Here is a 13,328-nt window from a genome sequence, read left to right as displayed (position 1 = left end):
GCGACCCATGTCAATCTTCAGTTGACAGGAGGCTGTCGCTGTCAACAGTGATGCGGTAGCGTGGCTCTCACCTCGTGAAACAAGCCATGCGGAAGCAGGTGGGACGTGAAGGCGGCTGAGGAATTCGGCCCCTGGCTGGCGCGCCAGCTCAAGAACGCAGGGAAGACCCAGACCGAGCTCGCGCAGGATCTGGGCAAGACCCGGGCCGCCGTCTCGGCATGGATCGTCGGTCGCTCCGTCCCCAGGGACGAGACCATCCGAAAAATCGCCGCCCTGCTCAACACCGACCTGGAGACCATCCACACGCGCAGCTCCGACGCCGAACTCGGGTTGCCCATCGACTGGTACCACCGGCCGGCCTACGCCGACGGCGGCCGCGAATACGGCAATGCCGCCGCGTTCGCCTTCGAGGCCGATGTCTCTGTGCTCGCCCGTGAGGCCACCCAGAACAGTCTCGACGCTCGTCTCGACCCGATCGAGCCGGTCCGCGTACGCTACACCCTGCACGAGCTCACCGGCGAGGCCCTCGCTCGGTTCCGTGAGGCCATCCATTGGGATCGCCTGCGCCCGCACTACGAGGCGCTCACCGCCGACGGCGGGAAGCAGAGCAAGGTCTCGCGCACGATCGCGGCCGGGCTGCGCGACATGTACCAGCACGACCGCCTGGTGCTGCTGCGGGTGGACGACTACAACGCCATCGGTCTGACCGGCGGCGACTACGAGGACGGGCCCTTCGCCGCTGTTGTCCGTCGTCAACTCGACAGTCACAAGCGGGACGTCGGCGCGGGCGGCTCCTACGGCCTTGGCAAGGCCACCCTGTGGGCGACCAGTCGACTCGGCCTGGTGCTGATCAACTCCACCCTCTCCCAGCCTCACGAGGGCCACACCGAGCGGCGTCTCATCGGTCGGCTCGACCTTCCCTGGCGCGTGACGGAAGGAAAGGAGTACGCCGGCCCGGCCTGGTTCGGACGTGCCGACCCGACCGCCAAGTCCACGGACGTCGTCCGTTCGTGGTGGGCCGACGAGGAGACCGTCGAGAGGCTCTACCTCACTCGCGAGAGCGCGGCTCCGGGCACCTCCTTCCTCATCGTCGGCGCTCACGACGTGGCCAGCCTGTTGGCCGTCAACGGCGCTGTCGGCCAGGAAGAGAGCAGCGAGGACGACGACTCCGTCCACCGCATGCACGCCCGACTCGTCGACGCGCTCGGCCGCAACTTCTGGGCCGCGATGACCGGGGGCGGTGACCACAAGCCGCACTTGGAGGCGTCTGTCCGTACGTACCGCAACGGTGAAGTGCTGATCCCCGAGGAGCACGTGGATCCGGCCGTCGCCCAGCCCTCTCGCACCCGCGCCCTGAGGGCCTTCCTGGAGGGGACCACGGTCGAGCGCCTCACCGGCCGCGGCCAGGTCGCCCAGGCCACCGTGCGACTCGACGTGCCGCTCCACGGTGGCCAGGTACGCGGTGGTGTGCCCCATGAGGCAGTGGTCCTGGTCACCGACGCCGAGGACGCCGACGGCCGTTCCAACCGGCTGGTCTCCATGCGAGGCAACCGTATGACCGTCAAAGACAGCTCCGTCCCCAACGTGCCGATCGGCGTCGCCTTCCAGGCCATCCTCCTCGCGGGCCGTGCGGCAGGCCCGGAAGCCCTCGGCGCCGAGGCCGCCGAGGAGTTCCTCCGGGCCTCCGAGCCGCCGGAGCACAACAAGTGGGGGCAGACGGAGGAGCTGCGGCTCGCCTATTCGCCCTCCGCCTACCGGCGCATCAATGCTCTGACGACCGAGGTGAACAACGCCGTACGCGATCTCGTTGCCGTGCCCAAGGCCAAGCGCCGCAACGACGGCGAAGCCAAGATCGCGCGCCGGCTCAAGGTCGGCGGCGCCACGAAGCGGCCGCGACCGAAAGCGGCCTCGGCCCTGCCCGAACTGGACAACGTGGACGCACTGATCGACGAGACCGGAGCCTGGTCGGTCACCGTGGACCTCCGGGTGCCGTCCGGCGTGGACTCCGACCTACCGGTCACGCCCGTCGCCAAGTTCGACGTGCGTTCCGGCCCGAGGCCCGCCGCGCCGTGGAAGGACCTCGTCGCCGTCAGTGGCTGCGAGGTCGTGGACGGCGCCCTGCTCCTGTCGCCGGGCAGCCGCAAGGCCGTCTTCCGGGGAGTCACCGACGTCTCCCGCCACCCGGTCCGGGCCCAACTCACCGGACTCGTCGTCGAACTCCGCAGCGGAAAGGGGGAGTAGGCGTGAAGGTCTACCCCTACCGGCGGCTCACCGGGAACGTGTCCTGGCGGGTCGACAGCGCCCAGCTCAAGGCCGACGGCGAGCCATGGGAGGACGTGGAGACCAAGTACGTCTCCACCGTCGAGCGCGTCGTCGCCCTCGGACCGGACGAGGAACGCCCCGACTGGGTCGCGGCCCGGCTGCGTCTTTCCGCCGGTCTCCCGGCCAAGGCGCTGGACCCGTCGGGGCCCTGGCAGAACGTCAAGATGGTCGCGGTCCTCACCGAGCGGGCCACCAACACCCGTACGACGGCGAACTTCTCGTCGATCTCCGAGGACGGCCGCGAGCAGACGGCCGAGCTGTATCTGCACCGTTGCGACCTCCTCGACCGTGCCTCCCTCACCGTGCACGTGGTGGCCACCGTCGACAATGTGCCCGGCCGGGTGATCGCCACTTCCGACCTGGAGTGGTTCGTCGACGTGGTCGAGGTCGTGCCCTCGCTCGCCCGTGAACTCGACGTCAAGATGGTCAGGTTCGGGTCAGGAGCGAGCCGACTCCAGCGGTTCAAGGACTCGCCCTGGCTGGTCGACACCACCGGTCGGATCCCGGCCGTACGGGTCAACACCGATTTCGACGGTCTCGGCGACCTGATCGGCGCCGAGGGTGGCAGCGGCCCGGAGAAGACCGTGCGGGAACTCCTTCTCGCCCAGATGTGCTCCGAGGTCTGGACGGCCGTCTTCCACTCCGCCGTCGGCGACCTGGAGGTCGAGGAGGACGGCAGCCCGGTGTTCCCGCACGGCTGGCAGGGCGAGGTGCTCCGGGAGATGCTCCCCGACGTGTACCCCGACCGTGACCCGGAGACGGCCCTGCGGGCGGTCCACACGGCGCGCACCGGAGTGTCCGCTGCCGGGTGGGGGGAACTGCAGTCCCGGATCCACTACGCCGCCGCTCGGCGTGCCGGCGTCCCCCGGACTCTCTCCACCACCATCCACGACCTGGAACGCCTCACTCAGGGGGACGACGCATGACCGACCGGCCCGACCACCTCCCGGAGCGGCTCGCTCTGCTGCCCGGCGCCGAGGCGACGGACTTCGTCACCGAAGGGCTGCTCACGGGTCGCGAGAATGTGCCGAGCATCAAGCTCAACGACGTCACGCAACCGCTCCCGAACGACGACCGGCGTGGCGAGCTGCGCCCCGTCCGGGACCTGGTCGAGGACGCCATGGCCTACTGCCGGGCCAACGGACTCAAGGCGACCCAGGCCGACGCCTGGTTGGCCCCCCGTCTCCACGCGGCGCTCCGACTCACCCGCCGTGAAGCGGCCGACCCCGCCTTCTGGAACTACCTCGCCCTCGGCGTCGCCCCGGACTACGTGGTCTGGCGGCACCTGGCGGAACCCAAGGACGGCGCGGTGGCCAGGGTGGCGGCCGACCGCTTTCGCGGGCCCTACCACAAGCAGGCCTTCTCCCGACTCTGGTGGGCGGCCGAGCTCTTCCGCGACGGCCCGGATTACGAGCCCGTGGTCACGGCTTGCGGGAACCAGGACATCCTCAACACCGCGCTCCGAATGTCCGTGATCAACCACCGGCCCACCGCCCAGGCGATCGCGCGGCTGGTCGCGAAGGGTACGGTCACCGGTGGGCGCGAGGTGAACGCGCTGGCCGGAGCCATCAACGCCTCTGCGGCGACACTGATGTACGACGTGATCGCTCCCGATCACCCCGACCGCGACTCCCGCCCGTTGCTCGACTGGATCGACGAGGCCGAGACCGCCCGCCAGGTGTCACGGAACGCGCTCCCGACGGGCCCCGATGAGGAGCCCGCGCCGGAGCTGTCCGTGAGCCTGCTGACGGACTACTTCGCCGAGCTCTTCTCGGACGCGCCGGTCCGGGGGCGGGGGGAAGCGGAGGAGGGGGCGGAAGCCTGATCCTCGGGCTTCGGGCAGTCGGTGCCGCAGCCCTCCCTGGCGTCGCAACCTTCCAGGCGGAGCTTCTTGTACTGCTCCGATTCCTTGTCGAGCCGGGTCCACGCTTCCCGCAGTACCTCTTCCGCGGGAAGCGGGATGTCAAGTGCCGCTGCCAGTACGTGCATGCCGAACAGCGGAGGCACCGCATTGCCCACCTGCTGGGACTGGTCGCCACCGTCCCAGGGGTAGTCGGGCGGGAAGGTCTGCAGGATCCCGGCCTCGGGGATGGTCAGGCGGTCCCGATCGGGCTCCCTGCCGTCTGGGTGCCGGACGGCGTTGCGCGAGACCTTTCCGGTGACGGTGAACGACGGCTGCTTGTCCGTCCGGACGCCGCGCTTCTTCGGGTCACCGCCGCTGCCGTAGTTCGAGACGATCTCGAAGGGGGCCTGTCGCTTCTTGAGAACGTCCCCCATCGGGACCCAGGGCAGCAATGGAGCCGCGACCCCGTCCAGTGCGGTCCGGATGTCCTGCGGGCTGCCCTGTTCGGGCTTGCGCAGGTCGAAGACGTGGTGCGTGGGGGCGGGGAGCCGGGGAGCGTCGTACTCGGCGAGCCGCGCGATCAAGATCGTGCGGCGACGGGTCTGCGGCACGCCGTACGCCTCGGTGTGCAGGGTCTTGACCTCGGCAACGTTGTACCGGAACCGCGTTCCGTCTTCGCGGGGCAGGCCCTTTTCCAACGCCTCCTTGTAGACCTCCCAGAGTGCCTTGACCGCGGGCACCTGCTCCAGGACGATCACGTCGAACGGCCGCCCGTTCCGGTTTTTGCTGTCGAGGGCCTTGATCGCGTATCGGAGTGGCTCCAGGACCAGGGCGGTTCGGGGATCACCGCCCATCCTCTCCAACTCTTCGTCGATCTCCGCCTCGCCGGCCCCGTCCACCAGCTGGTGGATCAGCTTCTGGACCTTTTCCAGGGCCTTGCGCCCCGCCCCGTTGCCGGCCACGGAGTAGGTCTGGCAGGGTGGACCGCCGGCCAGCACGTCAAGGTCTGCGTCGAGTTCCTCGAACCGCTTGCGCCGGACCTCGCTGACGTCCGCGTGCCAAGTCCTGAGCCCGGCCGCGTAACGCGTTTCACAGGCGTTCTTGTCCCACTCGATCCCGAGCGATTCGACCCCGAGCATCTTCGCGGCCACGTCAAGACCACCCGGACCGGCGAAAAGGTCCAGAATGTGCGGTTTCGTGAGGAAAGAAGCGGCAGAGCCCGAGCTGGTCATGTGGCCAGAGTCTAGCCGGCGGCGGAAGGTGTGATGTACTCGGCCGGTTCCGGCACCGCCTTCCGCCCGGAACCCGCCCGCCGCTCGTGCACCAGGGCGATGATCCGCTCGGCGGCTTCGGTCGCACTCTCGTGCTCCCAGACCCGGACCGACAGCCAGCCGGCCTCGGCGAGACGGGCGTCCGTGTCGACGTCCCTGGCACGGTTCTTCTCGATCTTCTCCCGCCAGAACTCGGCGTTGCTCTTCGGCCACGTCGCGTGTTCGGGGCAGCCGTGCCAGAAGCAACCGTCGACGAAGACCGCGACGCGCGCCGGGCCGAAGAGGACGTCGGCCTCGCGGCGCACGCCCTTGAGCGGCTTGCGGTGGACGCGGTAGCGGAGCCCGGCCGCGTGCAGGATCCTGCGGAGGGTGACCTCGATACCCGTGTCGTGACTGCGCTGCTTGCTCATCCGGGCGCGGATCTTCGGAGTGGTCTCCAGGGAGGGCATGATCCCATTCTGGCTCCGGGCACCGACATCGCGTCGAAGGAGTCCGCCCCGGGACGCCGCCGCCGGCCCCCGGTGGGGCCCGGCGGCGGCGCGGGTGCGGCCCGGATCAGGCGAGGGTGGCGACGGCGGCCTTGACCTTGTCGGCGATGGCGGCCGGGAGGGGGACGTAGCCCTTCTCGCCGATGGCCTTCTGGGCGCCGTCGCCGACGGTGTAGGTGATGAAGGACTTGAGGGCGGCGAGGGTCGCGGCCTTGGTGCCGTAGTCGAGGGAGAGCGCGGGGTCGCGTCGGTGCCGGCCACGGTGGAGGAGGCGATGGTGGCGGCCGCGTTGGCGGTGGTGGCCCTGACGGGCTTGGCGGCGCCGGTGGAGATCCTGGCGCTCTTCAGGTCGTTGACCGGGGCGTAGGGCAGCTCCGCGTAGCCGATGGAGTTCTTGACCTGCTTGATCTGGGCGGAGACGCCGGCGCTGCCGTTCGCGGACCGGCCGTCCTTGCCCCTTTCAGGCCTTGTCCGGCGCCGAGCTCCAGGCCCCGCCGGAGGTCTTGGCGAAGTAGGAGGTCAGGTTGTAGGTGGTGCCGGAGTCGTCCGAGCGGTGGAAGGACTGGATCTCCGCGTGGATCTCCGCGTCCGGCAGTGTGGCGCCCGGGTTGAGGGCGGCGATCGCCTGGTCGTTCCACTTGGTGATCTGCGAGTCGAAGATCTTCGCGGCGGTCGGGCCGTCCAGCACCAGGTTGTCGACGCCGTCCAGGTTGTAGACCAGCGAGACGAGGCCGCCGACATCGGCAGGTCGATCGCCCGGCCGCCGGTGCAGACCGAGCCGGCAGGCGGCGGTGCGGTCACACGGCTGGCGCCGGGGAACGAACGACGCCAGGCGGCCGGTGAATCCGGAGTCAACCGGGGGCGGTCGGCGCGGAGCGCGACGGCCGGCGCCCGGGTGAGTCCTTATGACAACAGCATTGACGTGTGCGGGCGCCGCCGGTTTCATGGCTCGCACTTCCCGCCCGGGTCACCCCCTCCGACCGGTGCGGGAGCTCCCCCCACACGCGCACCCCACTACCAAGGCGGTGATCCGTTGGCATCGACGGTGAAGGACACGGGCGGCAGTCCGAGAGCGGACGCACGAGCCTCCCACGTCGCGATGCGACAGTCGCTCGGCCTGCTGGACGGAGCGGCGATCGCCGCCTCCAGCACGGCCGCCACGAGCAGCATCGGGATCGGCCTGGGCCTGATGGCCGGGGTGGTCGGCCTGCACCTGCCGGCGATCATGCTGCTGGCCTTCCTGCCGGTGCTCGCCATCGCCGGCGGCTACGGGCGGCTGAACGCCGTCGATCCAGACGCGGGCAGCAGCTACCGCTGGGTCGGCCGCACCCTCAGCCCCTGGCTGGGCTTCCTGACCGGGTGGGTGAACACCGTGGGGACCGTGGTCTTCATGGCGTACACCACGACCGTCACCGGCTCCTCGGTCATCCAACTGCTCGACCAGGCCCACCTGCGCAGCGTCGCCGGCCTGCGGCTCGACGCCGACTCGACCGTCCAGTGCACCCTGCTCGGCCTGGTGGTGCTGGTGGCCGCCGCACTGGTCGCGGTGCGCGGGCTGGAGCTGGCGGCCCGGCTGCAGAAGGCACTGCTGGTCTTCGAGTACGCCGTGCTGCTCGGCTTCTGCGGCTACGGGCTGTTCGCCGGGGACCAGCCGTTCTCGCTCCAGTGGTACAACCCCTTCGACATCCCCTCCTTCGACGCGGTCGCGCAGGGCATGGTGCTCGCGGTCTTCTGCTACTGGGGCTTCGAGTCGGTGTTCAGCGTCGGCGAGGAGGTCCGCGACCCGCGGGACGCCTCCCGGGGCGGCCTGATCGCCCTGGTGGTGATGCTGCTGCTCTTCCTGCTCGCCGGCACCGCGTTCCAACGGGTGCTGCCGTTGGACGAGTTGGCCGACAACGGCGCCCACGGGCTGACCTACTTCGGCACCAAGCTCGCCCAGCAGCCGCTGGCCGCACTGCCGTTGATCGCGCTGATGTTCTCCGCGGTGGCCTCGCTGCAGTCCTCGGTGATCCCGACCGCGCGCGGGATGTACGCGATGGGACGTGACCGGGTGCTCGGCCCGGTCTGGACCCGGCTGCACCCCCGCCACGCCACCCCCGCCGCCGGAACCCTGCTGATCACCGGGATCGCCGTCCTGCTGGCGCTCTGCTCGGTCGCCATCCCGACCGTCAACGACCTCATCTCGGCCGCCGTCAACGCCATCGGCATCGTCGTCGCGCTCTACTACGCGCTGACCGCCGTCGCCGCCGCCGTCCGGTTCCGCGGCCTGCTGCGCACCGCCCCGCTGGAGGGGCTGCGCGCGGTGGTCGGACCGCTGCTGGGCGCGGCGGCGCTGCTCGCCGTCGGCGGCTACCTCGCCTGGACCTTCTACGACTCCGCGGACCACTTCGAACTCGCCGCCGACAACGGGTGGTTCGAGCTGTCCGTGGTGATCCTGATGATCGTCAGCGGGCTGCCGGCGGCGGCCTGGGCCCGCTGGCGGCGGCGCTCGCCGTACTTCCTGGGGGAGACCTCCGGGTAGGACCCGTACGGCGCATGACGCGTGAAGCACGAAGCACGACCAAGCACGACCACCCGAGAACGGAGCACCACCCATGACCGAGGCCGATCTGGTCTTCACCCACGGCCCCGTCCACACCGGCGACGCCGCCCGCACCCGGGCGAGCGCCCTGGCCGTGACCGGCGAACGGATCACCGCCGTCGGGCACGACGAGGTCCGGGAGCTGATCGGGCCGAGGACCGAGGTCGTCGACCTCACCGGCAAGCTGCTGCTGCCCGGCTTCCAGGACGCCCACATCCACGCGGTGGGCGGCGGCGCGGAGCTGGCGTCCTGCGACCTCACCGGCACCGTCGGCGTCGACGACTACCTGGCGCGCATCCGGGCGTACGCCGAGGCGAACCCGGAGCAGGAGTGGATCACCGGCAGCGGCTGGTCGATGGAGAGCTTCGAGGGCGGCCTGCCCACCCGGCACCTGCTCGACTCCGTCGTCCCCGACCGTCCGGTCTACCTCACCAACCGCGACCACCACGGCGCCTGGGCCAACACCCGGGCGCTGGAACTCGCCGGCCTCACCGCCGACACCCCCGACCCGGCCGACGGCCGGATCGAGCGCGAAGCCGACGGCACCCCCGGTGGCACTCTCCAGGAGGGCGCCACCGCCCTGGTCGCCCGACTGATCCCGTCCTCGACCGCCGCCGACCGGCTCGACGGACTGCTGCGCGCCCAGCGCCTGCTGCACTCGCTCGGCATCACCGGCTGGCAGGACGCCCTGCTCGGCGAGTTCAACGGCATGCCCGACCCCTCCGACGCCTACCTGGCCGCCGCCCGCTCCGGCGCGCTGACCGCCCGGGTGACCGGCGCGCTCTGGTGGCAGCGCGACCGCGGCGCCGAGCAGATCCCCGAACTCGTCGGGCGCCGCGCCGAGTTGAGCCACGGGCGGTTCCGGGCCGGCTCGGTGAAGATCATGCAGGACGGCATCGCGGAGAACTTCACCGCCGCGATGACCAGCCCCTACCTGGACGGCTGCGGCTGCGCCACCGCCAACACCGGCCTCAGCTTCGTCGACCCGGCGGCGCTGCGCGGGTACGTCACCGAACTGGACGCGCTCGACTTCCAGGTGCACTTCCACGCGCTCGGCGACCGGGCCGTGCGCGAGGCCCTGGACGCCGTCGAGGCCGCCCGCACCGCCAACGGCCGGCGCGACACCCGCCACCACCTCGCCCACCTCCAGGTGGTCCACCCGGACGACCTCCCGCGCTTCGCCCGGCTCGGCGCCGTCGCCAACATCCAGCCGCTCTGGGCCGCCCACGAGCCGCAGATGGACGAGCTCACCATCCCCTTCCTCGGCCCCGAACGCGCCGCCTGGCAGTACCCGTTCGGCGCCCTCCAGCGGGCCGGCGCCACCCTGGCGGCGGGCAGCGACTGGCCGGTGAGCAGCCCGGACCCGCTGGCGGGGCTGCACGTGGCGGTCAACCGGATGGAGCCGGAGGCCACCGACGGGCGGGTCTTCCTGCCCGAACAGCGGCTCGACCTCTCCTCCGCGATCGCCGCCTACACGGCCGGCAGCGCCCACCTGAACGGGCACGACGACGCCGGGGTGCTGGTGGCCGGGAACCTGGCCGACCTCGTCGTGCTCGACCGCGACATCCTCACCGGGCCGCCGGAGGAGATCGCCCACGCCCGGGTGCTGCGGACGTACGTCGGCGGGGAACTGGTGCACGCGGCGCAGTGAGCCGGCCCGGGGCCGGAACGGCCGTCGGTGGTGAGCCCCCGGGCTCACCACCGACGGCCGGCCGCGTTCCCGCGCGCCCTCGTCCTCAGTCGCCCGCCGCCCGCAGCCGGGCCTCGGCGGCCTCCAGCAGCAGGTCCAGGGCGTACGGGTACCCGCTGCGGCGCATGTCGGTGGTGAGCAGATGGGCGGTGGCCGCGATGTGCGGGTGGTCGGCGGCGTCGAGCCGGGCGTAGGAGCCCTGCCAGACGTGGAGGTCGGCGTTCTGGGCGGCGGCCGGGAGGGCGAGCGTGGCGGCGTCCAGGGCGGCGAAGCCGAGGCTCTGGTCGACGAAGGCGTGGTAGATCCGGACGGCCTCGGGGTCGGGGAAGCCCGCCGTGCGCAGGACGCCGAGGATCGCCTCGACGGCGGCGATCTCGTGGGTGCGGCCGGTGGTGCGGTGGGCGGCGAGGATGGCGGCCTGCGGGTGGGCCTGGTAGCTGGCGTGGATGCGCAGACCGATGGCGCGCAGGTCGGCGCGCCAGTCGCCGGTGGGTCGCCAGCCGCGCTGGGCACGGCCGATCAGTTCGTCGGCGATGGCGAGCAGCAGGTCGTCGGTGCTGTGGAAGTAGCGGTAGACCGCGCTGGGGTCGGCGCCGAGGGCCGCGCCGAGCCGCCGCACCGTGAGCGCCTCGGCGCCGTGTCCGCCGATCAGCCGGATCGCCGTGTCGACGATCAGTTCGGCGGACAGCACCACGCCCTGCTTGGTGGGGCGGCGCCGGCGTCGCTGCGGTTCGGGCACTACACGGTCGGTCATCCGCCGAGGTTATGCCAACACCGTTGACATGGACCAGAGGGCGGATGACGTGTCCGGAGGGCGGGCACCTTCCGCCCCCGGCCGGTGGTCGGGCTCAGCCCTCGTCGTGGTCCGGGGCCCAGGCGGTGCCGTTGTGGAAGTAGGTCGGCGCGCCGTGCCTGCCCACGGTCCGGAACGGCTGCTGGTCGCCGAGGCCCACCCGCATGGTGCCGCTGCGGCCGTCCTTGCCGGTCCACACCAGTTCGAGGAACCAGCTGACGTCCTGGGACCGGGTGGAGGCGTCCACGTCGATCACCTGCGGGTCGTTGGCCGAGATCCGGTACGGGAAGTCCGTCGTGGCGGTCTTCCGTTCGCCCTCCTTGCCCGGGACGGGGACGGCGCGCGGCGTGGCCGCGTCGAGGTCCACCGCGAAGGCCGCCGGTTCGAGCCCGCCGCCGCAGCCGGACCCGGGCGTGTAGGCGTTCCACTTCGGTGCGGGCCGGGTGCTGACCACCTGCACGTACATGGCGTTCAGCACGACGGTGTCCGAGTCGGCGCCCAGGGCGGTCAGCTCGATGCGCAGGTGTCCGGCGGGCACCATGCGCTGGGAGGCCGCCCAGCTGTCGATCCGGCCGGAGGACGACGGGGGCGGGGTCACCTGGGCGGGGGAACGGGCGGAGAGGAACCACTGGCTGCAGAGGCTGCCCCAGTTGTTGTTGAGGACACTGACGTGGAACGGCGGGGGGAGCTCCTCGGGGATCGCCGAGGCGGTCGCGGACGGGGTGTCCGCGGCGGCGGGGTCCGAGGGGGCGGGCGGAGCCGGGGCGCCGGCCGCCGCACCGGCGGCGACGGGCGGTGCGGCAGCCGATGGGGCGGAGGTGCGCGGGGTGCCGCCAGCTTCGCGCAGGACGAGGCCGGAGACCACGGCGGCCAGCACGGCCACGGCGGTCGCGCTCAGCAGCACCCGGGTGCGGGTGCGGCGGCGCGGCCCGGCGGGCGGGGCCGAGGGGGTCGCGCTCGTCACCTCCGTTCCCTCCTCAGGTAGGGCGGCTGACGGCCGGTCGGGCCCGGCGGCCGGCCGAGGCTCCGGCCCCTGGCCGGGTTCCTGGCCGGGCTTCGGACCGGGTTCCTGGCCGGGCGTCGGATCAGGCTCGGGTTCCGACTGGGCCTCCGGCCGCGGTGCGGGCGCCGGTCCGGTGCCGGCCGGGGTGCCCGCGGCGGAGGACTCCCGGCGGCGGGCCGCGTCGGCCAGGATCCAGCGGCGGTGCAACTCGACCAGTTCCTCGGCGCCGGCCCCGCAGACCCGGGCCAGCCGTTCCACCGGCGCGTACTCGGTCGGTACGGCGGCGCCGTTGCAGTAGCGGTGCAGGGTGGAGGTGCTGACGTGCAGCCGAGCGGCCAGGGCCCCGTAGCTGCGGCCCGAACGCTCCTTGAGTTCGCGCAGCATCGCCGCGAACTCCTCGGTCTCCACACTCATCTGCTGCCCTTCCCCCACCCCGGGCGGGCCCGGGATGCCGTCGATCCGCGGATCACCGTACCGGTCACCGTACCGGGAGCGGGGGGAGCGCGACGCAGCAGGTCAGCTCCGGCCGGCCGTCTCGGTGGAGGAGGCCGCGTCGGCGACGTTGTCCCGGTACAGGCCGACCTTGGGCTGCTTGCCGACCTTCGCGCCGGCGCCGAGCGGGAAGGTCCGGGTGTCGGAGTTGGGCATCTGGTCGTCGGCCAGGACGTTCAGCTGGTCCACGTCGGCCACGCTGCCGCTGCCGGGGTTGAGGTCCACCACCGCGTAGGTGCTCTTGCCGGGGGCCAGCGCGTGGGCCGGCGGGCCGCCCAGCCCGCCCGGAACCAGCGGAGTGAGGTCGCCGCCGTGGTCGGGGGCCTTCGAGCTCCCGAGGTTGACGAGCGGGTAGTAGCTCAGACCGCAGTAGGTGCCGCCCTGGTTGTGCACCTCGATCACCCGCTGGTCGGGCGACCCGGTCCTGGTGGTCACCCTGACCGTCAGCTTGTCGGCCTTGCAGGAGTGGGTGTAGGCGTAGGCCTCATCGCCACCGGCCGCGGCCGCGCCGCCCGTGGCGGGGACCACGGGGGTCTTGGGGCGGGCCGTGCCGGCTCCGGCGGGAGCCGCCGGGGCGGGAGCAGCGGCCGTCGGCTGGGCGGCGGGGGCCGCCGGAGCCGGGGCCCCGGGAGCGGGGGCGGCGGTGCCGGGCGAGGCGGCCGAGGCGGACCGGGCGGGCTTCGCCGCGTCGCCGCCGCCGTCGGGCCCACAGGCGGTCAGGGTGAGGGCGGCGCCCAGCGCGAGGGCGGCCGGGACGAACAGGGCACGGCGGGCGGACACGGCACGGCGAGCGGACATGGAGGTTCCCCCGTAACGGATCGCGGACGGAGCCGCGGATGAAGGAG

Annotated in this window: 11 protein-coding genes; 5 read left to right on the top strand and 6 right to left on the bottom strand. The window is 72.1% G+C overall.

Annotated elements, in window-relative coordinates; translation table 11 throughout:
* Positions 1 to 105: 105 nt before the first annotated feature.
* From ACWDBE_RS21215 to ACWDBE_RS21205, 3 genes are read left to right on the top strand one after another with little or no spacing between them, the layout of a single operon-like run.
* A complete protein-coding gene (locus tag ACWDBE_RS21215; protein ID WP_449808771.1) occupies positions 106 to 2,241 on the top strand; it encodes a helix-turn-helix domain-containing protein in 2,136 nt (711 codons plus the stop codon).
* Positions 2,242 to 2,243: 2 nt separating this feature from the next.
* Positions 2,244 to 3,248: a hypothetical protein gene (locus tag ACWDBE_RS21210; RefSeq protein WP_449808770.1), complete on the top strand. Its 1,005-nt coding sequence runs from the start codon at positions 2,244 to 2,246 to the stop codon at positions 3,246 to 3,248.
* A complete protein-coding gene (locus ACWDBE_RS21205; protein WP_449808769.1) occupies positions 3,245 to 4,147 on the top strand; it encodes a DUF6339 family protein in 903 nt (300 codons plus the stop codon). The genes ACWDBE_RS21210 and ACWDBE_RS21205 overlap by 4 nt, the downstream gene beginning before the upstream one ends.
* On the opposite strand, the gene ACWDBE_RS21200 is transcribed toward ACWDBE_RS21205, so the two are convergent.
* The 3 genes from ACWDBE_RS21200 to ACWDBE_RS21190 all read right to left on the bottom strand — a co-directional run bounded on the left by ACWDBE_RS21200 (position 4,075) and on the right by ACWDBE_RS21190 (position 6,870).
* Positions 4,075 to 5,397 carry a DNA cytosine methyltransferase gene (locus ACWDBE_RS21200; protein WP_449808768.1) on the bottom strand — a complete coding sequence of 441 codons (1,323 nt, stop codon included), beginning with the start codon at positions 5,395 to 5,397 and terminating at the stop codon, positions 4,075 to 4,077. The two genes, ACWDBE_RS21205 and ACWDBE_RS21200, sit on opposite strands and share 73 nt — an antisense overlap.
* A gap of 11 nt (positions 5,398 to 5,408) precedes the next feature.
* Entirely contained in the window at positions 5,409 to 5,885 is a 477-nt protein-coding gene (locus ACWDBE_RS21195; protein ID WP_449808767.1) for a very short patch repair endonuclease, read from the bottom strand.
* A gap of 499 nt (positions 5,886 to 6,384) precedes the next feature.
* Positions 6,385 to 6,870, bottom strand: coding sequence for a substrate-binding domain-containing protein (locus ACWDBE_RS21190; protein ID WP_449808766.1), 486 nt, complete (start codon positions 6,868 to 6,870; stop codon positions 6,385 to 6,387).
* Between the two features lie 153 nt (positions 6,871 to 7,023).
* On the opposite strand from ACWDBE_RS21190, the gene ACWDBE_RS21185 reads away from it, so the two are divergent.
* Positions 7,024 to 8,445: an APC family permease gene (locus tag ACWDBE_RS21185; RefSeq protein ID WP_449788665.1), complete on the top strand. Its 1,422-nt coding sequence runs from the start codon at positions 7,024 to 7,026 to the stop codon at positions 8,443 to 8,445.
* Between the two features lie 73 nt (positions 8,446 to 8,518).
* Positions 8,519 to 10,156, top strand: coding sequence for an amidohydrolase (locus ACWDBE_RS21180; RefSeq protein ID WP_449808765.1), 1,638 nt, complete (start codon positions 8,519 to 8,521; stop codon positions 10,154 to 10,156).
* An 85-nt stretch (positions 10,157 to 10,241) separates the two neighbouring features.
* Here the strand turns inward: ACWDBE_RS21180 and ACWDBE_RS21175 are convergent, their stop codons facing one another.
* From ACWDBE_RS21175 to ACWDBE_RS21165, 3 genes are all read right to left on the bottom strand, one after another.
* Positions 10,242 to 10,949, bottom strand: coding sequence for a TetR/AcrR family transcriptional regulator (locus ACWDBE_RS21175; protein ID WP_449788663.1), 708 nt, complete (start codon positions 10,947 to 10,949; stop codon positions 10,242 to 10,244).
* Positions 10,950 to 11,043: 94 nt separating this feature from the next.
* Positions 11,044 to 12,405 carry a helix-turn-helix domain-containing protein gene (locus ACWDBE_RS21170; RefSeq protein ID WP_449808764.1) on the bottom strand — a complete coding sequence of 454 codons (1,362 nt, stop codon included), beginning with the start codon at positions 12,403 to 12,405 and terminating at the stop codon, positions 11,044 to 11,046.
* 102 nt (positions 12,406 to 12,507) lie between these two features.
* Positions 12,508 to 13,281 carry a DUF4232 domain-containing protein gene (locus tag ACWDBE_RS21165; RefSeq protein WP_449788661.1) on the bottom strand — a complete coding sequence of 258 codons (774 nt, stop codon included), beginning with the start codon at positions 13,279 to 13,281 and terminating at the stop codon, positions 12,508 to 12,510.
* Positions 13,282 to 13,328: the final 47 nt, after the last annotated feature.

The sequence above is a fragment of the Kitasatospora sp. NPDC001132 genome (genome assembly GCF_053598415.1).
This window is presented reverse-complemented; position numbering and strand designations above follow the sequence as displayed.